Raw genomic sequence first — 21,044 nt, forward strand, 5'->3', positions numbered from 1 at the left:
CGGCGTTTCAGTGTAAACTAATGAAAACCTAATGTTGTGGTCTGGATACTAATGGACAATCAGCGCGTCAGCCAAGAGAGAGTCAGCGTATGAAAAAGAGTAAAGTCGTCACCACTCTGCCCATGGCCGGCCTGTCGCAGGGAAGCGAAACCCTGGGAATCATCGGTCCGGCCGCTTCTGGGTTGAATTTAGCTAATCATTTCCTCATTGCCATGCCGTCCATGGAAGATCCGATCTTCGGCGGCGCGGTGGTGTACATCTGCGAACACAACGAAAAAGGCGTGCTCGGGGTCGTCATCAACAAGCCGACCGACATGACCATGGACGTGCTGTTCGACCGCATCGACCTGAAGGTGGCCGATGGCCTGCGTTCCGGCGTGGTGGACGAGCCGATCATGTTCGGCGGCCCGGTCCAGGACGACCGCGGCTTCGTGCTGCACAGCCCGGGCGGCCGCTATTCGTCCTCGCTCAACGTCACCGAGGAAGTGGCGTTCACCACCTCGATCGACGTGCTCGAGGCGGTCGCCGGCGGCACCGGCCCGGAGCGCATGCTGGTCTCGATCGGCTATGCCGGCTGGAGCCCGGGTCAACTGGAAGAAGAGCTCTTGCGCAACGGCTGGCTGACGGTGGGCGCCGACGCCCACGTGCTGTTCGACCTGCCGATCGAGGAGCGCTACAATGCCGCCATCAAACTGCTTGGCATCGACCCGATGATGCTCGCCACCGAGGCCGGCCATGCGTGACAATGCCTGACATCGTTTTTGGATTCGACTTCGGCGTCAAACGCATCGGCATTGCGATGGGCAACACCCTTACCGGGCAAGCCCAGCCGCTTTCCATTGTCGATGCGATCGACAACGCCACCCGCTTCAAGCTGATCGGCGCCCTGATCGACGAATGGCGCCCGGCGCGCCTGGTCGTCGGCGAGCCGCGCCATCCCGACGGCGCCGAGCACGACATGACCCTGCGCGCACGCCGCTTCGCCAACCAATTGCACGGCCGCTTCAACCTGCCCGTCGAGCTGGTCGACGAGCGCTATTCTTCCGTTGTCATTCCCGCCAAGCGCGGCGAGCGCATCGACGCGAAAGCGGCCGCCATTATTTTGCAACAGTACTTTGACGACCATGCCAACAACTAACATCGACTTCGATGCCGAGGCGCTGTACCGCACCTTGCTCGAACAGGTACGCACGGGCCTTGCCGGCGTAACGGATGCCGCCATCGTCGGCATCCATTCGGGCGGCGCCTGGCTGGCCGAACGCCTGGCCGGAGACCTGGATTTGAAGGACCGACTCGGCTTCATCGACGTCTCGTTCTACCGCGACGATTATGCGAAAAAGGGCCTGCATCCCGACGTGAAGCCGACCCACATCGGCTTCAACGTCGACGGCGCCACCATCGTGCTGGTCGACGACGTGCTGTACACCGGCCGCACCACGCGCGCCGCGATCAACGTGCTGTTCGACTACGGCCGCCCGCAGTGCATCCGGCTGGCGGCGCTGGCCGACCGCGGCGGACGCGAACTGCCGGTGGCGCCGGATTTCGTGGGCGTGCGCACCGCGCTGCAAAGCGGCCAATCGCTGTCGCTGGCGCGCGACGGCGCCGGCCAACTCTCGCTCACCATCGAAGACGACAATGCCGAAACTGCATAATCATCCGCAACTCAACAAGAACGGCGAGCTGCAGCACCTGCTGACGATCGAGGGTTTGCCGAAGGCGATCATCCACCACATCCTCGATACGGCCCAGAGTTTTGTGGGCATCTCCGACCGCGAAGTCAAGAAGGTGCCGCTGATGCGCGGCAAAAGCGTGTTCAACCTGTTTTTTGAAAACAGCACACGCACCCGCACCACGTTCGAGATCGCCTCCAAGCGCCTGTCGGCCGACGTCATCAACCTGAACATCCAGGCCTCGTCGACCAGCAAGGGCGAGTCGCTGCTCGACACCATCGACAACCTGGCGGCCATGCATGCCGACATGTTCGTGGTGCGCCACGCGCAGTCCGGCGCGCCCTACCTGATCGCCCAGCACCTGAACCGCATGGGCCAGAACGACATCCACGTCGTGAACGCCGGCGACGGGCGCCATGCGCACCCGACCCAGGGCCTGCTCGACATGTACACGATCCGCCACTACAAGCAGGACTTCACCAAGCTGCGCGTGGCGATCGTCGGCGACATTTTGCATAGCCGCGTGGCGCGCTCGGACATCCATGCGCTGACCACCCTGGGCGTGCCGGAAGTGCGCGCCATCGGCCCGCAGACCCTGCTGCCGGGCGGCCTGGAACACATGGGCGTGCGCGTATTCAACAACATCGAGGAAGGCCTGAAGGACGTCGACGTGATCATTACGCTGCGCCTGCAGAACGAACGCATGTCGGGCGCGCTGCTGCCCTCGGCCCAGGAATACTTCAAGAGCTACGGCCTGACGCCGGAGCGACTGGCGCTGGCGAAACCGGACGCCATCGTGATGCACCCGGGCCCGATGAACCGCGGCGTGGAAATCGATTCGGCGGTGGCCGACGGCAAGCAGGCCGTGATCCTGCCGCAGGTGACCTTCGGCATCGCGGTGCGCATGGCAGTGATGAGTATTTTGGCGGGAGGCAGGGCTTGAACTTCGCACGCATGAAACTTCATATCCAGAACGGGCGCCTGATCGACCCGGCAAACGGCATCGACAAGCTCGCCGACCTGTTCATTGCCGATGGCAAGGTCGCCGCGGTGGGCGAGGCCCCTGGCGGCTTCGTGGCCGACAGCGTCATCGACGCCACCGGCATGGTGGTCGCCCCCGGCCTGGTCGAACTCTCGGCGCGCCTGCGCGAGCCGGGCTACGAATACAAGGCCACGCTCGAATCCGAGATGCAGGCGGCGGTGCAGGGCGGCGTGACCACGCTGGTCTGCCCGCCCGACACCGACCCGGTGCTCGACGAGCCGGGCCTGGTGGAGATGCTCAAGCACCGCGCGCGCAACCTCGATTTGGCCAACGTGCATCCGCTGGGCGCGCTGACCATGGGCCTGAAGGGCCAGGCCCTGACCGAGATGGCGGAACTGACCGAGGCCGGCTGCATCGGCTTTGCCCAGGCCGAGGTGCCGATCCTCGACACCAACGTGCTGCTGCGCGCGCTGCAGTATGCGAAAACCTTCGGTTATACGGTGTGGCTGCGTCCGCAGGATGCGCATATCGGCCGCGGCGGCGTGGCCCACAGCGGCCCGCTGGCCTCGCGCCTCGGCCTGTCGGGCGTGCCGGTGATGGCCGAGACCATCGCCCTGCATACCATCTTCGAGCTGGTGCGCTCGACCGGCGCGCGCGTGCACCTGTGCCGCATCTCGTCGGCCGCCGGCCTGGAGCTGGTGCGTGCCGCGAAAGCCGAGGGCTTGCCGGTCACCTGCGACGTCGGCGTGCACCACCTGCACATGACCGACGCCGACATCGGCTTCTTCGACTCCAACGCGCGCCTGACGCCGCCGCTGCGCACCCAGCGCGACCGCGACGCCATCCGCGCCGCCCTGGTCGACGGCACGGTCGATGCGATCTGCTCGGACCACACGCCGGTCGACGACGACGAGAAGCTGTTGCCGTTCGCCGAGGCCTCGCCCGGCGCCACCGGCCTCGAGCTGCTGCTGTCGCTGACCCTGAAGTGGGCCGAGGAGCTGCACGGCAGCGAGGCGCTGCTGCGCGCGCTGGCCAAGATCACCTCGCAGCCCGCACGCACGGCAGGCCTGGCGGCCGGCCAGCTGGCGATTGGTGCGGCGGCCGACGTGGTCGTGTTCGATCCGGATGCGCGCTGGACGGTCGATGGCGCGGCGCTGGCCAGCCAGGGCAAGCACACGCCTTTCCTCGGCTTCGAAGTCACCGGGCAGGTGCGCGCCACGGTGGTGGGCGGACGCATTGCCTATCAGCGTTGATGACGCCGGCAGGCGCTGCGGCGCCGGGTTCCCGGCGCCGCGTTGAACCTCGGTCGATCCGATGATCCGCCTGCGGCTAGCCTGGCGCCTGATGCGCGTGGTCCTGCACCTGCTGGTGGGGCTGGGCGCCTGCGCGCTCGTCTTCCCGTGGGCGCGGCGCGGCCTGCGCGACGCCATCACGCGGCGCTGGTCGCGCCGCATGCTGGCGATCTGCGGCGTGCGGGTGGAGCAGGCGGCCGGCAGCCCGGTGCTGGAACACGCGCTGCTGGTGTCGAACCATATCTCCTGGCTCGACATCTTCGTCATCAATTCGCTGTATCCCTGCCGGTTTGTCGCCAAGGCCGAGATCCGCGCCTGGCCGGTGCTCGGCTGGCTGGCGGCGGGCGCCGGCACCGTGTTCATCGCACGCGGCAACCGGCGCGAGCTGCGCCACATCTTCAAGGGCATCGTCAGCGTGCTGGAGCAGGGCGAGCGGGTCGGCCTGTTCCCGGAAGGGACGGTGGCGCAGCAGGGCACCGTGCTGCCTTTCCACGCGAATTTGTTCGAGGCGGCGATCGACGCCGGGGTGGCGGTGCAGCCTTGCGCCGTCGCTTACCTGGACGCCGCCGGCGGCTGGCATCCGAACGTCGACTACGTCGGCGATATCAGCTTTGTCGACAGCCTGCTGACCATCCTGCGCGGCGGCCCGATCCGCGCCCGCCTGCAGCTGCTGGCACCGCTCGACGCCGTTGGTGCGCACCGGCGCGAGCTGGCGCAGGCGGCGCATGATGCGGTGGCCACGGCCCTCGGCAGCGGAACGACGGTTTTGTAGGGTGGGCATTTGCAGTGCTGGCATTTAGCCAGCCCTGCTGCCCACGCGGTACGGCACTCGCCAGTCGATACGTCACCGAAGATCACGCGCTGTACCGCGTGGGCACAAGTGCCCACCCTACGAAAATCCAATCATCGGCCGAGTTTCGACATGCATGCGCGGCCCGGTCCGCCCTACGCCTTGCCTGCGTGCGGCCGATACTCCGGACAATCCACCTGCAACAAGGTCCGGTCATCCAGGCACACCGCGGTCAGCTTCCCGCCCCACACGCAGCCGCTGTCCAGTCCCACCAGGTTCGGCCTGAGCACCAGCCCCAGCGCCGACCAGTGACCGAACACCACCGTCACATCGGCAGTGCGCCGCCCCGGCAGATCGAACCAGGGCACCAGTCCCGAACCCTCCGGCCCGCTCTCGCTTTCCTTGTGCGCGAAGTCCATGGTCCCATCCGGCAGGCAGAGGCGCATGCGGGTGAGGGCGTTGACGATGCAGCGCAGGCGCGGAATGCCTTCCAGTTCGTCGTCCCAGCGGTCCGGCTGGTTGCCGTACATCTGGGCCAGGAAATCGATCCAGTGCCCGCTGCGCAGCATCGCCTCGACTTCGCCGGCCAGGGCCATGGTCTGGGCCGCGTCCCATTGCGGGGCGACGCCGGCGTGCACCATCAAATGGGCGTCGACGAACATCGCCAGTGGCCGCTCGCGCAGCCAGGCGATCAACGCATCGCGGTCGGGAGCGGCCAGGATCTCGTCCAGGGTGTCGGACTTGCTCGCCTTCTGGGCGCCGACGGCCACCGCCAGCAAATGCAGGTCGTGGTTGCCGAGCAGGGCCTCGACCCGGCCTTCGCTCGCTTCGGACAGTGCCTTCATGCGCCGCAGCGCCATCAAGGACTCTGGACCGCGGTTGATCAGGTCGCCGACAAACAGGATGCGGGCCTCGCCCCCGGCATCGTCGGCGATCTTGTCGAGCAGGGCCTGGGCCTCGTGGGCGCAACCCTGCAGGTCGCCTATGACATATGTTTTCATCGTGTGTGCTGGTTCCGCGCGGCGGCTGCGCGCCACCGCGCCTGTTCTTGTTCGATAATGCCGGCAGGTGCCGTGCCTGCATACTAAATCATATCAGCGATGGGCGGCTTGCAGCGGTGGCCGAACGCCCCGACAATGACGGCCCCGCCCAATCCGAAAAACCTGTTTCCACATGCCAGACACCCTATCGAATTCCCGCTGCAACCGCCGAATGGATTGGTGCTGACATGAAGGTGCTGGCCACTGCATTTCCTGGCGTCCTGCTGATCGAGCCGGCCGTGCATGCGGACGAACGCGGCGTGTTTTTCGAAACCTTCAATGCGCGCGCCTTTGCGCAGGCCACCGGCTTGCGCGTGGAATTTGTCCAGGATAACCAGTCGGTGTCGCGGCCGAATACCGTACGCGGCCTGCATTACCAGGTCGGACAGGCGCAGGGCAAACTGGTGCGAGTGGTAAAGGGTGCGATATTCGATGTGGTGGTCGACATGCGCCGTGGTTCGCCGCATTTCGGGCAGGCGATGTCGGCCGTGCTCAGCGAGGAAAACCGGCGCCAGTTATGGATACCGCCCGGTTTTGCCCATGGTTTCCTGGCGATGGAAGAAGGCGCCGAATGCGCCTACAAGATTACCGAATACTGGTCGACCGCACATGAGCGGATTCTGTTATGGAATGACCCGGCATTGGGAATCGACTGGCCACTGGCAGGCGCGCCGGTCATCTCGGAAAAAGACCGCAAGGGCCAGCTTTTGCGGGACGCCGACACATATGATTTTTCCTGAGGTTTGCTCCTCGGGCCGAATATTGCTCCCGGAAGCCATTTCCCGTGGCTTCTTTCTGTAATCCACATCTTTCGGCATTTCCGCCACACCCGATCTTGCTCAATCGTGCTTGCTTGCTGCGCGATAAACTGATGTGTTCGGGGATGAGAAAGCTTATCCGGTTACAATGTCAATACGCTTTCTGCAGGAACGACGCAATGCCGCCGCAGGGTGTCCGGCATTGCGGCAGGTGTCCACATGTGTTTTGCATTGCCTTACAACCCGGCCATATTGCGCGCCGCAGGCCGCTGCCTGCCGAGTCGGAACCGCAGGATAACCATGTTCTCTTTCCTGGTGAGCTTTGTCTGTTCCACCCTGCTGACCCTGCTTGTCATCAAGCAGGCGAAATTGTACGAACCTGCGCTCGACAGCGATTTCCAGGGCGTGCAGCGCGCGCATACGCACCTGGTGGCGCGTATCGGCGGCTTGCCGATTTATCTCGGGGTCGTGGTCAGTGCGTCGATTTCGATCTGGCGCGAACCGTCGCTGCTGCACACGATGGCGGCGCTCCTGTTATGCGCCTTTGTCGCTTTCAGCGGCGGCATCGTCGAGGATTACACCGGCACCGTGCGCGCCTCGCGCCGGCTGCTGCTGACCATGGCGGGAGCCTGGCTGGCTTACCTGCTGCTCGACGCGAAGATCGCGCGCCTCGACCTGCCATTCGGCGTGTATGTGCTGTCGGCCTGGATCGTCCTGCCGCTTACGGTATTGGCCGTGGCCGGCATTGCCAACGCAGTGAATATCATCGACGGCTTCAATGGCCTGGCCAGCATGGTCACCATCTGCATGCTGCTCTCGCTCGCCTACGTGGCCTTGCAGGTAGGCGACGTATTCGTGCTGGTGGCGGCATTGACGGTGGCCGGCGCCACTGCCGGCTTCCTGGTCTGGAATTACCCGGTGGGCCTGATATTCCTTGGCGATGGCGGCGCTTACTTTATCGGATTCATGCTCGGCGAGCTGGCTTTGCTGCTGGTGATGCGTAATCCCGAGGTATCGACCTGGTACGCGGCATTGCTGCTGATTTATCCGGCATTTGAAACGGTATTTTCCGCTTATCGGCGCATGTTTGTACGCGGGAAATCTCCCGCCGTTCCCGATGGCATCCACCTGCACAGCCTGATTTTCCGGCGCGTGGTGCGGTGGACGGTGGGCAGAAAAGAAGCGCGCGCACTGCTGAAGCGCAATGCCCGGACTTCGCCGTATTTGTGGCTTTTTTCGCTCATGGCCGTGATTCCGGCGACTTTATTCTGGCAGAATACAATCGTACTGATAATTTTCTGTTTATTGTTCGTTATCAGCTACCTCTGGCTGTATGCGCGTATTGTTCGATTCAGGTCCCCGCGCTGGCTGATTTGGCGCAAGAAGGACTGGCAATAAATCGCCAATGTAGTATATTGCGACATTTGGTGAGAATTCACCTGAATTGGATTAACCCAACTCTCGAGGAACGAAGATGGATCTGTCAAATATGTCGGTAGGTGATTTGCGCAATCTGCAGGAGCAAATCAAACAGGAAATGAAAAAGCGCGAAGTGCAAGACCTGCAGAAAGCGCGCGAACAAATCCTGGCAATTGCCCAGAGCGTGGGCGTACCGCTGAAAGATCTGATCGCCACCAATGCCCGCGGTGCGAAAACCGGTTCGGTCGCCGTGCGTTACCGTCACCCGGATAACCAGTCCCAGCAATGGACCGGCCGTGGCCGTCAACCGAAATGGGTCAAGGAATGGGTCGAAGGCGGCAAGTCGCTCGACAAGCTGCGCGTTTGATGCAATTCGATGCGTATCCGGTTTGCGCTTGATGCATCGCCTGATGCACATTCGAGCGCATTCGACGCGTATTTGATTTGCATTTGATTCGCATGTAACGCTTCCGTTCGCCGGCGCTCGCCGGCGAATGCACCGCGCAGGCGGCCAATGGCTTACCTATTGGCCGCGCTTGCCGCTACAATACTCCCTGTTTTGTCATCCCTCTAACATTTGGCGAAGCTGCGCGCTTTCCGCATGAGCGGTGGCCTGTGCATGCTCGACGCCGGACTCATCAAGGTAAAACATGGTTGCTCTCTCCAAGACGATTTTCAAGGCATATGACATCCGCGGCGTGATCGACAGCACGCTCGACGCCGGCGTGGCGCGCAGCATCGGCCAGGCCTTCGGCAAGGCCGCGCTGGCCAAGGGCGAGCGCAAGGTCGTGATCGGCCGCGACGGCCGCCTGTCGGGCCCGAGCCTGTCGGCCGCGCTGGCAGAAGGCCTGCAGGCCGCCGGCGTCGACGTTGTCGACCTCGGCATGGTCGCCACCCCGATGGTCTATTTCGCCACCAACGTCCTCGAGGGCACGCGCTCGGGCATCATGGTCACCGGCAGCCACAACCCGCCTGACTACAACGGCTTCAAGATGGTGCTGGCCGGCGAAGCGATCTACGGCGACGCCATTACCGGCCTGTACGAAAGCATCCAGGCGCATGACGGCAAGGACGCCGAACAACAGGGCAGCTACTCCACCCACGACATCCGCGCCGCCTACATCGAGCGCATCGTCGGCGACGTGAAAGTGGCGCGCCCGATCAAGATCGCGGTCGACTGCGGCAACGGCGTGGCAGGCGCCTTTGCGGGCGACCTGTATCGCGGCATGGGCTGCGAAGTCGTCGAGCTGTTCTGCGAAGTCGACGGCCACTTCCCGAACCACCACCCGGACCCGGCGCACCCGGAAAACCTGCAGGACCTGATCCGCGCGCTGCAGAGCACCGACGCCGAGATCGGCCTGGCCTTCGACGGCGACGGCGACCGCCTCGGCATCGTCACCAAGGATGGCCACATCATCTATCCGGACCGCCAGATGATGCTGTTCGCGGCCGACGTTTTGGAACGTAATCCGGGCGCCGAGATTCTGTACGACGTGAAGTGCACGCGCCACCTGGGCCCGTGGATCGAGCAGCACGGCGGCCGTCCGCTGATGTACAAGACCGGCCACTCGCTGGTGAAGGCCAAGCTGAAGGAAACCGGTTCCCCATTGGGTGGCGAAATGAGCGGCCATATCTTCTTCAAGGACCGCTGGTACGGCTTCGACGACGGCCTGTATTCGGGCGCGCGCATGCTGGAACTGCTGACCCGCCACGCCGACCCGTCGAGCGTGCTGAATGCGCTGCCGATCGCCACCAGCACCCCGGAACTGCACCTGCACCTGCAGGAAGGCGAGAACTTCGCGCTGATGGACAAGCTGCGTGCGGATGCGAAGTTCCCGAGCTCCGAGAAGATCAACGACATCGACGGCCTGCGCGTCGAGTACGCCGACGGCTTCGGCCTGGCGCGCTCCTCGAACACCACGCCGGTGATCGTGCTGCGCTTCGAAGGCGAGAGCCCGGAAGCCCTGGCGCGCATCCAGGACGAGTTCCGCAGCGTGATCCTGGCTGCGAAACCGGACGCCGAACTGCCGTTCTGAAGCGAGCCTGCATGAAGATTTTGCTGGTGCGGGTATCGTCGCTGGGGGATGTCCTGCATAACCTGCCGATGGTGGCCGATTTGCTGAGCCACCATCCGCATGCGACGATCGACTGGGTGGTCGAAGAGGGCTACGTCAGCCTGGTGCGCCTGAACCCGCACGTGCGCAAGATCATCCCGTTCGCGCTGCGGCGCTGGCGCAAGGGCCTCGGCAAACCCGGGACCCGCGCCGAAATGAAAGCCTTCTGGCGCAGCCTGCGCGAGGAGGAATACGACCTCGTGTTCGATACCCAGGGCCTGCTGAAGACCGGCGCCATCATGGGAGCCGCGCGCGTCAAGCCGGGCGGGCGCAAGATCGGCCTGGCCAACGGCAGCGAAGGCTCGGGCTACGAGGGTATCTCGCGCTTCTTCCACACCGAGAGCATTCCGCTCGACCCGCGCACCCATGCGGTGGCGCGCGGGCGCCTGGTGGCCGGCAATGCGCTCGGCTATGCGGTCGACACGCCGCCGGACTTCGGCTTGCCGGCGCCGCAGGCTTCTAACCGCCCCGACTGGCTGCCGCAAGAAGGCTATGCCGTGTTCTTCCACGGGACCGCACGCGACGCCAAGAAGTGGGCGCCGCCAAACTGGATCGCGCTCGGGAATGCGCTGGCGCCGATGCCGGTGCTGCTGCCCTGGGGCTCGGACAAGGAGCGGCAGGAGGCCGAGGCGCTCGCCGCCGGTATCCCGAACGCGCGCGTGCTGCCGAAACTGTCGATGATGGATGCCGTGACGCTGGCCCAGCAGGCGGCGCTGGCGGTGGGTGTCGACACCGGCCTGACCCACATCGCCGCGGCGTTTTATCGGCCGACGGTGGAAATCTATGCCGACTCGCCGAAGTGGAAGACCGAGGGCAACTGGTCGCCGCGCATCGTCAACCTGGGCGAGATGGGCGCGCCGCCGTCGAGCACCGACGTCATCGCCGCGGCTCGCGCCTTGCTGCAAACCGTATGAACCGTTCCCTGTATTCGCTGCTCTGGTGGCTGGCGCTGCCGCTGGTGCTGGGGCGCCTGTGGTGGCGTGGGCGCAAGGAGCCGGGCTACCGCCAGCACATCGGCGAGCGCCTGGGCTTCTACGGTCCTGCGCTACCGCCACGACAGACCTTCATGGTGCACGCCGTCTCGGTGGGCGAAACACGCGCGGCCGAACCACTGGTGGAAGCACTGCTGGCGCGCTGGCCCGACTGCCGCATCCTGCTGACCCACATGACGCCGACCGGCCGCGCCACCGGGCGCGCACTGTTCGGCAAGCACGGCGAGCGCGTCGTGCAATCCTTCCTGCCCTACGATACCGGCCTTCTGGTGCGGCGTTTCCTGCGCCACTTCCGGCCCCGGGCCTGCATCCTGATGGAGACCGAGGTCTGGCCGAACCTGATCGCCGGCTGCGCGCTTAAAAAGGTGCCGGTGGCGCTGGTGAATGCGCGCCTGTCCGAGCGCTCGCTGCGCCGCGGCCAGCGCTTCGGCGGCATCATGATGGATGCGGCGCGCGCGATCACGACCGTCGCGGCCCAGACCGACGCCGATGCGCAGCGCATCCGCTCGCTGGGTGCGCCGCAGGTGGCGGTCACCGGCAGCATCAAGTTCGACGTACTGCCGCCCGAGGCGGCGCTGGAGAAGGGCGCCTGGCTGCGTGCGCGCTTCAAGGGGCGGCCGACCTTCCTGTGCGCCAGCACGCGCGACGGCGAGGAAAGCCTGGTGCTGGATGCCTGGCAGCGCCTGGCGGATAAACCGGCGCATGCGCTGTTGGCGATCGTGCCGCGTCATCCGCAGCGCTTCGACGAGGTGGCGCAACTGGTGGCGGCGCGTGGGATGTCGCTGCAGCGGCGTTCTCAACTCATGGACGCAACAGCGGACAAGGCCGATGTCGACGCCGATGTGCTGCTTGGCGACTCGATGGGCGAGATGTTCGCCTATTACGCCGCCTGCGACTGCGCCTTCATTGGCGGCAGCCTGCTGCCCCTCGGCGGGCAGAACCTGATCGAAGCCTGCGCGCTGGGTAAACCGGTGCTGGTGGGCGAGCACACGTTCAACTTCCTGGATGCGACGAACGAGGCGGTGGCAGCCGGCGGCGCCGTGCGCGTGGCGGATGCCGATGCATTGGTGGCGCAGGCGGCGCACCTGCTGAAGGACGCCGCGGCACGTGCGGCAATGGGCGCGTCGGCCGCGGCCTGGGCTGGCCGCCACCGCGGCGCGACCCTGCGCACTGTTGAACTCTTGCAACGAATTATTGCCTAGCTTTTGATACCATTGCTTTTTGAGTTCGGTAGAAAAGGGGATGCGCATGTTGTCGTCAAATCACCCGGGACCGGCACGCAAGGGACAACCAATGGCCATGATGGCTCATCAACCTGCCGATGGCAGCGACGAAGGTTTCTACAGCGCTGCCACCACCTCTGGGGCGCCATCCAACCCCGCTGCGGCAGTCTTATGCGACCTGCATTTCTTTGTCCGCTACACGCTGCGCGAGTACATCGGATTCATGTGGCAGCATGGCGGCTTCCTGATTCGCCGCCGCCGCATCCGCTGGCCAGCCAGCTTCTACCTGCGCCTCAAGAGCACCCTGAGCGCGGCCATGCATTTCGTGCTGCTCGGGCGCGGCAAGCGCACCTATGAATTCACCATCGACCAGCACGGCATCGTGCGCACCAGCGGCGGCGTGACCCTGATCGACTGGTCCGACGTGACCGCGGTGCGTACCTATTCGCGCGGGTTCATGATGGTCCTGAAGCGCGGCACGCTGCCGATTCCGTTCCGCTGCCTGAACGAGGCGCAGCAGCGGGGGATGCGGGTGCTGGCGGAGGCTCGGCGTGAAAGTGCTTTGCGCTGAAGGCCGGAACAGCTTCGTGGTCGTGTAAGGTTCTATACCGCGTGGGCTCGAGAGCCCACCCTACGAAGACAGGTAGCGTGGGCACTTGTGCCCACGCGGTACAAGGCGCGATCAATCGAAAGATTTTGGTAGGGTGGGCCGCGCAGCGCAAGGCTCTCGAGCCCACGCGGTACAACATACGATCAATCGAAACGGCGCGCGAAAAACGCGCCCGCATCACTCCACAAACAACACCGGCATCTCATGCGACCGCCGCCTCAGCTCCAGCCGCGCGCCGTCGTAATCCCTGTACACCGACCCCACCACCGCCCAGAACGCCGGGCTGTGGTTCATCTCGCGCAGGTGGGCCAGTTCGTGCACCACCACGTAGTCGATCAGCGCCAGCGGATAGTGAATCAAACGCCAGCTCAGGCGGATATTCCCCGCCACCGTGCACGAACCCCAGCGCGTGCCGGCCGACGACAAGGTCATCGAGCGGTAATGCACATCCAGCTGCGGCGCATGGAAGTCCAGCCGTTCGGTGAACAGGCGCTTGGCCTCGGCATGGAACCACAGCTTCACACGCTCCTTCAGCTGCCACTCCGACAGCCCTGCCGTGACGCCGATGCGCAGCTCGCGCGACTCGGGATCGAACACGCAGTGGCTGCGCGCCGCCGGTTCCAGACGCAGCACGATCTCGCCACCCAGATAAGGCAGGCGCGCACCGTCTTCCCAGCGCAAGGGCTCGCGCTGGGCCTGGCGCGCACGCCGCTCGCCGCGTTCGTGCAGCTTGGTCAGGATCCAGCGCTGCTTGGCGCGGATCGCTTCTTCGATGGAGGGCTGGGTGGCGCGGCGCGGCGCCGTTACGTGCAGGCCGCCGTCGTCGATCATGAAGCCGATCGAACGGCGCGTGGAGCGTTTCAGTTCATAGTCGACCGCGTACTGGCCCAGCACGATGCGTTTCAAGGGCGGATCGTCGGCCGTGCGTGGCGGGGAGGGAAGCGTGATGCGGGGCGGCGCGGGCGGCGCCTTGAACAAGGGCAGGGGAGGCGGAGGCGGCGCCGGCTTCTCGGCCGGCGGCGCAGGCGCTCTCCATGGATCGAGGCGCGGGTCGCGTGCGAACAGGTCCAGCTGGGACCCGTCCGGCTTTTGGGAATGCATGCTTTGCTGCGAAGAAGAGGCGGTGATCAGGTTCCCGACTTCGTTCAGCCACCGGTGTAGACGTGGGGCGAAATGACGCGCATTTCTGATTCTATCCAATTTTCGACCTCTTGCATCAGGCTGTCGGGAGTGTGATTCAGCGGCGATATCGGCTTGCCGATCGAGACGGTCACCAAACCAGGACGCTTGATGAACGAATTCTTCGGCCAGCACTCACCTGAATTATGCGCGATCGGCACGACAACTGCGCCAGTTTCGATCGCCAGGCGGGTGCCGCCGCTCTTGTACTTTCCCTTTTTTCCAACAGGGATGCGCGTCCCCTCGGGGAACATGATGATCCACTGGCCGTCGGCCAGGCGCCGCTTGCCGTGGCGGACCACATGCGAGAAGGCGTTCTTGCCTTCCTTGCGGTCGATCGGGATCATGCGCAGCAGCGCCATGGCCCAGCCGAAGAAGGGAATGTACAGGATCTCCTTCTTGAAGACGAAGACCAGCGGGCGCGTGAGGTTCGGCAGCAGGGCGATGGTTTCCCAGGCCGACTGGTGCTTCGACAGGACCACGGCCGGCGCGTCCGGCAGGTTGTCGTAGCCCTTGAATTCGTAGCGGATGCCGCAAATGACTTTCGCGCACCAGATGATGAAGACGTTCCAGCGCGAGGTCACCCAGAAGCGCTTGTTGTAGGGCAGGGGCGCGGCCAGGAAGCAGACGCAGGCCCACACCACGGTAGCAAGCACCATCACGACGGTAAACAGCAGGGAACGCAGGAACGGGACGACGGTACGCAAGAACGATCTCTCTTTCGGATCAGGTGGAAGAAGTGCTGGACAGGGATTTCAACAAGGCGGTCACCATGGACGCCAGGTCGGGGAAGATCTGGGTGCCGGGTGGCAGGCCGCCGGTCTGGTGGGTCTTTTCGCCCTTGCCAGTCAAGACGAGATAGGGCACGCAGCCCTTGATATAGCCGGCCTGCAAATCGCGCAGCGAATCGCCGACGGTCGGCACGCCCTTCAGGCTGACCTTGAAGCGCTTGCTGATCTCCTCGAACATGCCGGCCTTCGGCTTCCGGCAGTCGCAGTTGTCGATGGCCGCATGCGGGCAAAAGAACACCGCATCGATGTCGGCGCCGACCAGCTGGGCGGCGCTGTGCATCTTCTGGTGGATCGCGTTCAGGGTCGGCATGTCGAACAGCTCGCGCGCGATGCCCGACTGGTTCGAGGCGATGATGACCCGGTAGCCGGCCTGGTTCAGGCGCGCGATCGCCTCGAGCGAGCCGGGAATCGGCACCCACTCGGCCGGACTCTTGATGAAGTCCGGCGAGTCGTGGTTGATGACGCCGTCGCGGTCGAGGATGATCAGCTTCACGATGCCAGCTTTCTCAGGCGGCCAGCTTCGAGATGTCGGCCACGCGGTTCATCATGCCGTGCAGTTCGGCCAGCAGGGCCAGGCGGTTGTTACGCAGCGCCAGGTCCTCAGCCATCACCATCACGTCGTTGAAGAACGCGTCGACTTCGTCGCGCATCCGGGCCAGGGTTTGCAGGGCGCCGGCGAAATCGCTGTTGGCGAAGGCGCTGGTAACGCTCGACTCCAGGCTTTGCATTTTTGCGGCCAGCGCGCTTTCGGCCGGTTCGACCAGCAGTTCAGCCTTGATGGCGGCGTCCTGCGGCATCGCTTCCTCGTTCTTCTTGAGGATGTTGGTGATGCGCTTGTTGGCGGCGGCCAGCGAGGCGCTTTCCGGCAGGGCGGCAAAGGCCTGCACCGCTTCCAGGCGCTGCACCACGTCGTCGACGCGGTCCGGATTCTGGGCCAGCACGGCTTCGACTTCGTTCGGCGTGAAGCCGCGCTCGCGCAGCATGCCGCGCAGGCGGTCGAGCATGAAGGCTTTCACTTCGACGGTCGGGTCCTTGAATGCGGCCTGGCCTTCGAAGACGCTTGCAGCATCGGCCAGCAGGCTTGAGAGCGACAGCGGCAGGCGTTTTTCCACCAGCATGCGCATCACGCCCAGGGCATGGCGGCGCAGCGCGAACGGGTCCTTCTCGCCGGTCGGCTGCAGGCCGATGGCCCAGATGCCGACCAGGGTTTCCAGCTTGTCGGCCAGGGCCACTGCCAGGCCCGTGTTCGTGGTCGGCAGGGCGTCGCCGGCAAAGCGCGGCTGGTAGTGTTCGGACGCGGCCAGGGCGACTTCCTCGTGCTCGCCGTCGTGGCGCGCGTAATAGGTGCCCATGATGCCTTGCAGCTCGGGGAACTCGCCGACCATGTCGGTCAGCAGGTCGGCCTTGGCCAGCTGGGCGCCGCGTTCGGCCAGGGCCACATCAAAGCCGAGGCGCTTGGCGATGGCGCCGGCCAGGCGCGTGACGCGCTGCGTGCGTTCGGCCTGGGTGCCCAGCTTGTTGTGGTAGACCACGTTCGCCAGTTGCGGCAGGCGCGATTCCAGGTTTTTCTTCTTGTCCTGCTCGAAGAAGAACTTGGCGTCCGACAGGCGCGGGCGCACCACGCGCTCGTTGCCGCCGACGATGGCCGTCGGATCGTCGGTCGCGATGTTCGAGACGATCAGGAAGCGCGAGCGCAGCTTGCCGTTCGCATCGGTCAGCGCGAAGTACTTCTGGTTCGTTTGCATGGTGAGGATGAGGCATTCCTGCGGCACGGCCAGGAATTCGTCCTCGAAGCGGCATTCGTACACGACCGGCCATTCGACCAGGGCCGCCACTTCGTCCAGCAGCGATTCCGGCATCAAGACCTGGTCGGCGCCGGCTTTTTCCAGCAGTTGCGAGCGGATGCTTTCCTTGCGCGCCTCGGCGGAGGACAGGACCTTGCCTTCGTTTTCCAGCACGGCAGCATATTGATCGGCATGCGGCACCGTGATCGCGCCGCCATGCGACAGGAAGCGGTGGCCCATGGTGATGCGGCCGGCTTGCAGGCCAAGCAGCGACAGGGGCAGTACCGCGTCGCCGTGCAAGGCCAGCAGCAGGTGCACCGGGCGGACGAACTGCACGGTGGCGCCGTCCGGGCGCTGGTAGCTCATGAGCTTAGGGATCGGCAGCTTGGTGACGGTTTCCTGCAGCACGTCCTGCAGGGCGCCGGCCAATGCGCTGCCGGCTGCGGTATAGGTGTAGAAGAAGGATTCGGTCTTGCCGTCCTGGGCGCGTTCGAGGTCGCTGATCTGCAGGTCGGGGAAGCCGAGGGCGGCCAGCTTCTTGCCAAGGGGCGCGCTCGGATTGCCTTCCTTGTCCAGGGCCACGGTCACCGGCAGCACTTTTTCGCGGATCGATTTGTCCGGCGAGGTGGCGCGCACGTTGGTGATGCTGACGGCCAGGCGGCGCGGGGTGGCGTGGGTGGTGACGGTGCTGTCGGCTTCAAGGAAGTCGCGCGCCTTCAGGCCGTTCGCGATGCCGTTGGCAAAGGCGGCGCCGAGCTTGACGAGCGCCTTCGGCGGCAGTTCTTCGGTCTGGATTTCGACGAGGAGAGTCTGGTTCATGGTCTGTTCTTGTTCTGTTCAGGCGGCGGCTTTGGCGTTGGCTTCAGGAGAAGCAGGAGCCATGGGGAAGCCGAGCTTCTCGCGCGAATCGTAATAGGCTTGCGCCACCAGGCGCGACAGGGTACGCACGCGGCCGATGTAGGCGGCGCGTTCAGTCACCGAGATGGCGCCGCGCGCGTCGAGCATGTTGAAGCTGTGCGAGGCCTTCATGATCTGCTCGTAGGCCGGCAGCGTCAGCTCCAGTTCGATCAGGCGCTTGGCTTCGGATTCGTGGTTCGCGAAGGCCTGGAACAGCAGCTCGGTGTTCGCGTATTCGAAGTTGTAGGTCGACTGCTCGACTTCGTTCTGGTGGAAGACGTCGCCGTACGACAGCGTCTTTTTAACGCCGTTTTCTTCCCACTCGGTCCAGACCAGGTCGTAGACGTTTTCCACGCCCTGCAGGTACATCGCCAGGCGTTCGATGCCATAGGTGATTTCGCCCAGCACCGGCTTGCAATCGAGGCCGCCCACTTGCTGGAAGTAGGTGAACTGCGTCACTTCCATGCCGTTCAGCCAGACTTCCCAGCCCAGGCCCCAGGCGCCCAGGGTCGGGCTTTCCCAGTCGTCCTCGACGAAGCGCACGTCGTTCTTCTTCAGGTCCAGGCCCAGTGCTTCGAGCGAACCGAGGTAAAGGTCGAGGATGTTTTCCGGCGCCGGCTTCAGGACCACCTGGTACTGGTAGTAGTGCTGCAGGCGGTTCGGGTTTTCGCCGTAGCGGCCGTCTTTCGGGCGGCGCGAGGGCTGCACGTAGGCGGCGCGCCAAGGCTCGGGGCCAATCGCACGCAGGAAGGTGCCGGTGTGGAAGGTGCCGGCGCCAACCTCCATGTCATACGGCTGGAGCAGGGCGCAACCTTGCTTGTCCCAGTAGGTTTGCAAGGTCAGGATGATTTGTTGGAATGTGAGCATCTCGAGGGGGCGCCGCAGGCGTGGAAGCCGCGGTCACGGTAAGTTTGCCAAATGACCAATTCTAGCGGGTTTTACCGGCCTTCTGGGGCCGGATTCAACTCATCTATACGGGATTGGCCTTTTTCTGTTTGTATTTGCGTCCAGCGAACCAGGCGCCGGCCAGGGCCAGTGCGCCGAGGAACAGGAAGCCCAGGTTGCCGAAGCGGATGAATGGCGTCATGCCGGTCGTGCCGCGCACGGTGGCGCTCAGGATGCCCTCGGTATAGAAGGGCAGCAGGTGCGTCACCTGGCCGCGGTGGTCGATCACGGCGGTGGCGCCGTCGTTGGTCGCGCGCAGCATCGGGCGCCCGGTTTCCAAGGTGCGCATGCGCGAAATCTGCAGGTGCTGGGGCACCGCGCTCGACTGGCCGTACCAGGACAGGTTCGACATGTTCAGCAGCATCGTCGCCGGACGCGGCGCAGCGCGCAATTGATACGCGATCTCTTCGCCGAACACGTCTTCGTAGCAGATGTTCGGCAGAACCAGCTGGTCTTTCACCGCGAACGGCGCCTGCAGCGCCTTGCCGCGGGTGGCGTCGTTCAGCGGCAGGTTCAGCATGTCGGTGAACCAGCGGAAGCCCGGCGGAATGAATTCGCCGAAGGGAACCAGGTGGGCCTTGTCGTAGCGGTAAGCCTGGGCTTGCGGCTGCGGCGTGATGGTGACCACGCTGTTGGCATACTGTTGCGGGCCGTCCAGCAGCGGCATGCCGACCGCGAGCGTGCTGCCGCTCGTGCTGGCAAAGCCTTGCAGGCTGTTCAGGTAGCTCGGGTCGAGCTGGTGGCGGAACACGGGCACCGCGGTTTCCGGCGTCGCGATCAAATCGGCCGGCGCGGCCGTGATCATGCCGTGGTAACGCGTGAGGATGCTGGTGAGGAAGGCGTAGTCGAACTTCTGGTCTTGCGGGATATTCCCTTGCAGCAGGCGCACCGTGATCGGCTTGCCGGTTTCCTGGGTCCATGCCACGCTGCGCAGGCCGAAGCCGGCCGCCAGCACCACGGCGAGCAAGCCGATGGCCGGCAGGCGTGCGCGCTGGGTCAGCATCACCAGGCAGCCGGCGCACACCGCCACCAGCACGCCGATGCCGTACACGCCGACCAGCGGTGCATAACCCGCCAGCGGCGAGGTATCGTGGGCATAGCCCGACACCGACCAGGGGAAACCGGTAAACACCCAGCCGCGCATCCATTCCGACATGCCCCAGGCCACCGGCAGAACCAGCAGCACGAAGGCGGCGATCGGCAGCGACCAGCGCTGGCGCAGCCAGGCCGATACCCCGGTGGCAAAGGCGCCGAACAGGCCCATGTACAAGCCGAGCAGCACCACGCCGATCACGCCGAGGATGCCCGGCAGGTGGGCAAAGCGCGTCATGAAGGTGTACAGCCAGAACATGGCGCCGACCGACCAGCCGAAGCCGAAGGCCCAGCCGAGCAGGGTGGCGCGCTTGACCGAGCTGCCCAGGCCAACCTGGTAGAACAGCCAGCCTAGCAGGACGAACTGGATCGGCCACCAGCCGAAGGGTTCGAAGGAAAACAGCGAAGCGCCGCCGGCGAGGGCGGCAACGACCAGGGATGCGGCGGATGGCCGCGACCCACGCGAGGCGGGATCAGCGACCGGAGCGGACGTGGAACGGCGACGCAACAGCATCAGTCGTCGTCGTCTTTGTGCAGGGACGGCGGCAATTTTTCGACCAGCAGCACGTGGATCTGGCGGGCGTCGGCGCGCAGCACTTCGAATTGCAAATTGCCCAGGGTGAATTCCTCACCCTTGTGCGGCATGCGGCCGAGGTGGCTGGCCACAAAACCGCCGATGGTGTCGGCGTCGCCGGCCGGCAGGTCGGCGCCGATTTCGTCGTTGAACTGCTCGATCTCGGTCAGCGCCTTTACGCGCCAGCGCGGGCCTTGCTGGCCTTCCTTGATCGACAGGACATTGTCTTCTTCCTCGTCGAAATCGTATTCGTCCTCGATATCGCCGACGATCTGCTCCAGCACATCTTCGATGGTGATCAGGCCGGCCACGCCGCTGTACTCGTCGACGACGATGGCCATGTGGTTGTGATTCGCGCGGAAGTCGCGCAGCAGCACGTTCAGGCGCTTCGACTCGGGAATGAAGATCGCGGGGCGCAGCATGGCGCGCACGTCGAAGGTTTTCTCGGTGTAATACCGCAGCAAATCCTTGGCCAGCAGGATGCCGGCGACCTTGTCGCGCTCGCCTTCGATGGCGGGGAAGCGCGAGTGCTGGGTTTCCAGCACGATCGGCAGCCATTCCTCGATCGGATCGGTGATGTCGATCACGTCCATTTGGGAACGGGGCACCATGATGTCGCGCGCCGACAGGTCCGAGACCTGGAACACGCCTTCGATCATCGACAGGGCGTCGGCGTCGATCAGCTTGCGCTCGTGTGCTTCGTGCAGCACTTCGAGCAGCTCGGTGCGATTTTCTGGCTCAGGGGAGATGAATGCGGTCAGTCGTTCGAAGAGCGACCGGTGGGGTTTGGCGTCCGATCGGACGTCAGTGGGATACTCGGGCATAGTTGGCGTGAAGCCGTTGTTGCGATGAGCATAAGCATACACCAAAAGCGGGCTTGCCTGAATTTTGC

Annotated in this window: 20 protein-coding genes and 1 pseudogene; 13 read left to right on the forward strand and 8 right to left on the reverse strand. The window is 64.6% G+C overall.

Features of this window, described 5'->3' with window-relative positions; translation table 11 throughout:
* Positions 1 to 89: 89 nt before the first annotated feature.
* From QWL29_RS13730 to QWL29_RS13755, 6 genes and pseudogenes are all read left to right on the forward strand, one after another.
* Positions 90 to 743, forward strand: a complete 654-nt coding sequence (locus tag QWL29_RS13730; protein ID WP_305823443.1) for a YqgE/AlgH family protein — start codon at positions 90 to 92, stop codon at positions 741 to 743.
* Between the two features lie 2 nt (positions 744 to 745).
* Positions 746 to 1,138, forward strand: coding sequence for a Holliday junction resolvase RuvX (gene ruvX / locus QWL29_RS13735; RefSeq protein ID WP_305823444.1), 393 nt, complete (start codon positions 746 to 748; stop codon positions 1,136 to 1,138).
* The gene (pyrR, locus tag QWL29_RS13740; RefSeq protein WP_305823445.1) at positions 1,125 to 1,652 is read left to right on the forward strand and encodes a bifunctional pyr operon transcriptional regulator/uracil phosphoribosyltransferase PyrR; all 528 of its coding nucleotides are present in this window, start codon (positions 1,125 to 1,127) and stop codon (positions 1,650 to 1,652) included. The genes ruvX and pyrR overlap by 14 nt, the downstream gene beginning before the upstream one ends.
* A pseudogene (locus tag QWL29_RS13745) lies at positions 1,651 to 2,613 on the forward strand (aspartate carbamoyltransferase catalytic subunit); the annotation flags it as partial. The gene pyrR and the pseudogene QWL29_RS13745, both read left to right, overlap by 2 nt.
* A gap of 11 nt (positions 2,614 to 2,624) precedes the next feature.
* A complete protein-coding gene (locus tag QWL29_RS13750; RefSeq protein ID WP_305823447.1) occupies positions 2,625 to 3,905 on the forward strand; it encodes a dihydroorotase in 1,281 nt (426 codons plus the stop codon).
* Positions 3,906 to 3,969: 64 nt separating this feature from the next.
* Positions 3,970 to 4,716, forward strand: a complete 747-nt coding sequence (locus QWL29_RS13755; protein WP_370663699.1) for a lysophospholipid acyltransferase family protein — start codon at positions 3,970 to 3,972, stop codon at positions 4,714 to 4,716.
* A 173-nt stretch (positions 4,717 to 4,889) separates the two neighbouring features.
* Here the strand turns inward: QWL29_RS13755 and QWL29_RS13760 are convergent, their stop codons facing one another.
* Positions 4,890 to 5,735 (reverse strand): symmetrical bis(5'-nucleosyl)-tetraphosphatase, encoded by an 846-nt coding sequence (locus QWL29_RS13760; protein WP_305823449.1) that lies wholly within the window; start codon positions 5,733 to 5,735, stop codon positions 4,890 to 4,892.
* 47 nt (positions 5,736 to 5,782) lie between these two features.
* Between QWL29_RS13760 and rfbC the strand changes: the two genes are divergently transcribed.
* The 7 genes from rfbC (at position 5,783) to QWL29_RS13795 (ending at position 12,851) form a co-directional block, all read left to right on the forward strand.
* A complete protein-coding gene (gene rfbC / locus QWL29_RS13765) occupies positions 5,783 to 6,514 on the forward strand; it encodes a dTDP-4-dehydrorhamnose 3,5-epimerase (protein WP_308635418.1) in 732 nt (243 codons plus the stop codon).
* A 318-nt stretch (positions 6,515 to 6,832) separates the two neighbouring features.
* Positions 6,833 to 7,930 (forward strand): glycosyltransferase family 4 protein, encoded by a 1,098-nt coding sequence (locus tag QWL29_RS13770; RefSeq protein ID WP_305823491.1) that lies wholly within the window; start codon positions 6,833 to 6,835, stop codon positions 7,928 to 7,930.
* A gap of 76 nt (positions 7,931 to 8,006) precedes the next feature.
* Positions 8,007 to 8,318 carry an H-NS histone family protein gene (locus tag QWL29_RS13775; RefSeq protein ID WP_305823450.1) on the forward strand — a complete coding sequence of 104 codons (312 nt, stop codon included), beginning with the start codon at positions 8,007 to 8,009 and terminating at the stop codon, positions 8,316 to 8,318.
* A gap of 283 nt (positions 8,319 to 8,601) precedes the next feature.
* Complete coding sequence (locus QWL29_RS13780) at positions 8,602 to 9,987, forward strand: phosphomannomutase/phosphoglucomutase (RefSeq protein ID WP_305823451.1); 1,386 nt, start codon at positions 8,602 to 8,604, stop codon at positions 9,985 to 9,987.
* An 11-nt stretch (positions 9,988 to 9,998) separates the two neighbouring features.
* Positions 9,999 to 10,979, forward strand: coding sequence for a lipopolysaccharide heptosyltransferase I (gene waaC / locus QWL29_RS13785; RefSeq protein WP_305823452.1), 981 nt, complete (start codon positions 9,999 to 10,001; stop codon positions 10,977 to 10,979).
* Entirely contained in the window at positions 10,976 to 12,259 is a 1,284-nt protein-coding gene (waaA, locus tag QWL29_RS13790; RefSeq protein WP_305823453.1) for a lipid IV(A) 3-deoxy-D-manno-octulosonic acid transferase, read from the forward strand. Before waaC ends, waaA begins: the two co-directional genes overlap by 4 nt.
* 91 nt (positions 12,260 to 12,350) lie before the next feature.
* Positions 12,351 to 12,851, forward strand: a complete 501-nt coding sequence (locus QWL29_RS13795; protein WP_305823454.1) for a YcxB family protein — start codon at positions 12,351 to 12,353, stop codon at positions 12,849 to 12,851.
* 216 nt (positions 12,852 to 13,067) lie between these two features.
* Here the strand turns inward: QWL29_RS13795 and QWL29_RS13800 are convergent, their stop codons facing one another.
* The 7 genes from QWL29_RS13800 to QWL29_RS13830 all read right to left on the reverse strand — a co-directional run bounded on the left by QWL29_RS13800 (position 13,068) and on the right by QWL29_RS13830 (position 20,976).
* Entirely contained in the window at positions 13,068 to 13,991 is a 924-nt protein-coding gene (locus QWL29_RS13800) for a M48 family metallopeptidase (protein ID WP_305823455.1), read from the reverse strand.
* Between the two features lie 44 nt (positions 13,992 to 14,035).
* Positions 14,036 to 14,728, reverse strand: coding sequence for a lysophospholipid acyltransferase family protein (locus QWL29_RS13805; protein WP_305823492.1), 693 nt, complete (start codon positions 14,726 to 14,728; stop codon positions 14,036 to 14,038).
* A 67-nt stretch (positions 14,729 to 14,795) separates the two neighbouring features.
* Positions 14,796 to 15,353 carry a D-glycero-beta-D-manno-heptose 1,7-bisphosphate 7-phosphatase gene (gene gmhB, locus QWL29_RS13810; RefSeq protein WP_305823456.1) on the reverse strand — a complete coding sequence of 186 codons (558 nt, stop codon included), beginning with the start codon at positions 15,351 to 15,353 and terminating at the stop codon, positions 14,796 to 14,798.
* Positions 15,354 to 15,366: 13 nt separating this feature from the next.
* The gene (glyS, locus tag QWL29_RS13815; protein WP_305823457.1) at positions 15,367 to 17,463 is read right to left on the reverse strand and encodes a glycine--tRNA ligase subunit beta; all 2,097 of its coding nucleotides are present in this window, start codon (positions 17,461 to 17,463) and stop codon (positions 15,367 to 15,369) included.
* A gap of 18 nt (positions 17,464 to 17,481) precedes the next feature.
* On the reverse strand, positions 17,482 to 18,408 hold the full coding sequence (gene glyQ, locus QWL29_RS13820) for a glycine--tRNA ligase subunit alpha (protein WP_305823458.1): 927 nt from the start codon (positions 18,406 to 18,408) through the stop codon (positions 17,482 to 17,484).
* Between the two features lie 103 nt (positions 18,409 to 18,511).
* Positions 18,512 to 20,092 carry an apolipoprotein N-acyltransferase gene (lnt, locus tag QWL29_RS13825; protein ID WP_305823459.1) on the reverse strand — a complete coding sequence of 527 codons (1,581 nt, stop codon included), beginning with the start codon at positions 20,090 to 20,092 and terminating at the stop codon, positions 18,512 to 18,514.
* Positions 20,092 to 20,976: a CorC family transporter gene (locus QWL29_RS13830; protein ID WP_305823460.1), complete on the reverse strand. Its 885-nt coding sequence runs from the start codon at positions 20,974 to 20,976 to the stop codon at positions 20,092 to 20,094. The genes lnt and QWL29_RS13830 overlap by 1 nt, the downstream gene beginning before the upstream one ends.
* Positions 20,977 to 21,044 lie beyond the last annotated feature (68 nt).

It is taken from the genome of Massilia brevitalea, from assembly GCF_030711405.1.
Lineage (GTDB): Bacteria > Pseudomonadota > Gammaproteobacteria > Burkholderiales > Burkholderiaceae_D > Telluria > Telluria brevitalea.

Bases quoted from the DNA above. Each gene is read 5' to 3' on its own strand.
- QWL29_RS13775 (WP_305823450.1), top strand. From the start codon at position 8,007: ATGGATCTGTCAAATATGTCGGTAGGTGATTTGCGCAATCTGCAGGAG.
- QWL29_RS13795 (WP_305823454.1), top strand. From the start codon at position 12,351: ATGGCCATGATGGCTCATCAACCTGCCGATGGCAGCGACGAAGGTTTC.
- QWL29_RS13805 (WP_305823492.1), bottom strand. From the start codon at position 14,728: ATGGTGCTTGCTACCGTGGTGTGGGCCTGCGTCTGCTTCCTGGCCGCG.
- glyS (WP_305823457.1), bottom strand. From the start codon at position 17,463: ATGAACCAGACTCTCCTCGTCGAAATCCAGACCGAAGAACTGCCGCCG.
- QWL29_RS13800 (WP_305823455.1), bottom strand. From the start codon at position 13,991: ATGCATTCCCAAAAGCCGGACGGGTCCCAGCTGGACCTGTTCGCACGC.
- waaA (WP_305823453.1), top strand. From the start codon at position 10,976: ATGAACCGTTCCCTGTATTCGCTGCTCTGGTGGCTGGCGCTGCCGCTG.
- QWL29_RS13770 (WP_305823491.1), top strand. From the start codon at position 6,833: ATGTTCTCTTTCCTGGTGAGCTTTGTCTGTTCCACCCTGCTGACCCTG.
- ruvX (WP_305823444.1), top strand. From the start codon at position 746: ATGCCTGACATCGTTTTTGGATTCGACTTCGGCGTCAAACGCATCGGC.
- QWL29_RS13830 (WP_305823460.1), bottom strand. From the start codon at position 20,976: ATGCCCGAGTATCCCACTGACGTCCGATCGGACGCCAAACCCCACCGG.
- QWL29_RS13780 (WP_305823451.1), top strand. From the start codon at position 8,602: ATGGTTGCTCTCTCCAAGACGATTTTCAAGGCATATGACATCCGCGGC.
- lnt (WP_305823459.1), bottom strand. From the start codon at position 20,092: ATGCTGTTGCGTCGCCGTTCCACGTCCGCTCCGGTCGCTGATCCCGCC.
- QWL29_RS13750 (WP_305823447.1), top strand. From the start codon at position 2,625: ATGAAACTTCATATCCAGAACGGGCGCCTGATCGACCCGGCAAACGGC.
- glyQ (WP_305823458.1), bottom strand. From the start codon at position 18,408: ATGCTCACATTCCAACAAATCATCCTGACCTTGCAAACCTACTGGGAC.
- QWL29_RS13760 (WP_305823449.1), bottom strand. From the start codon at position 5,735: ATGAAAACATATGTCATAGGCGACCTGCAGGGTTGCGCCCACGAGGCC.
- QWL29_RS13730 (WP_305823443.1), top strand. From the start codon at position 90: ATGAAAAAGAGTAAAGTCGTCACCACTCTGCCCATGGCCGGCCTGTCG.
- pyrR (WP_305823445.1), top strand. From the start codon at position 1,125: ATGCCAACAACTAACATCGACTTCGATGCCGAGGCGCTGTACCGCACC.
- waaC (WP_305823452.1), top strand. From the start codon at position 9,999: ATGAAGATTTTGCTGGTGCGGGTATCGTCGCTGGGGGATGTCCTGCAT.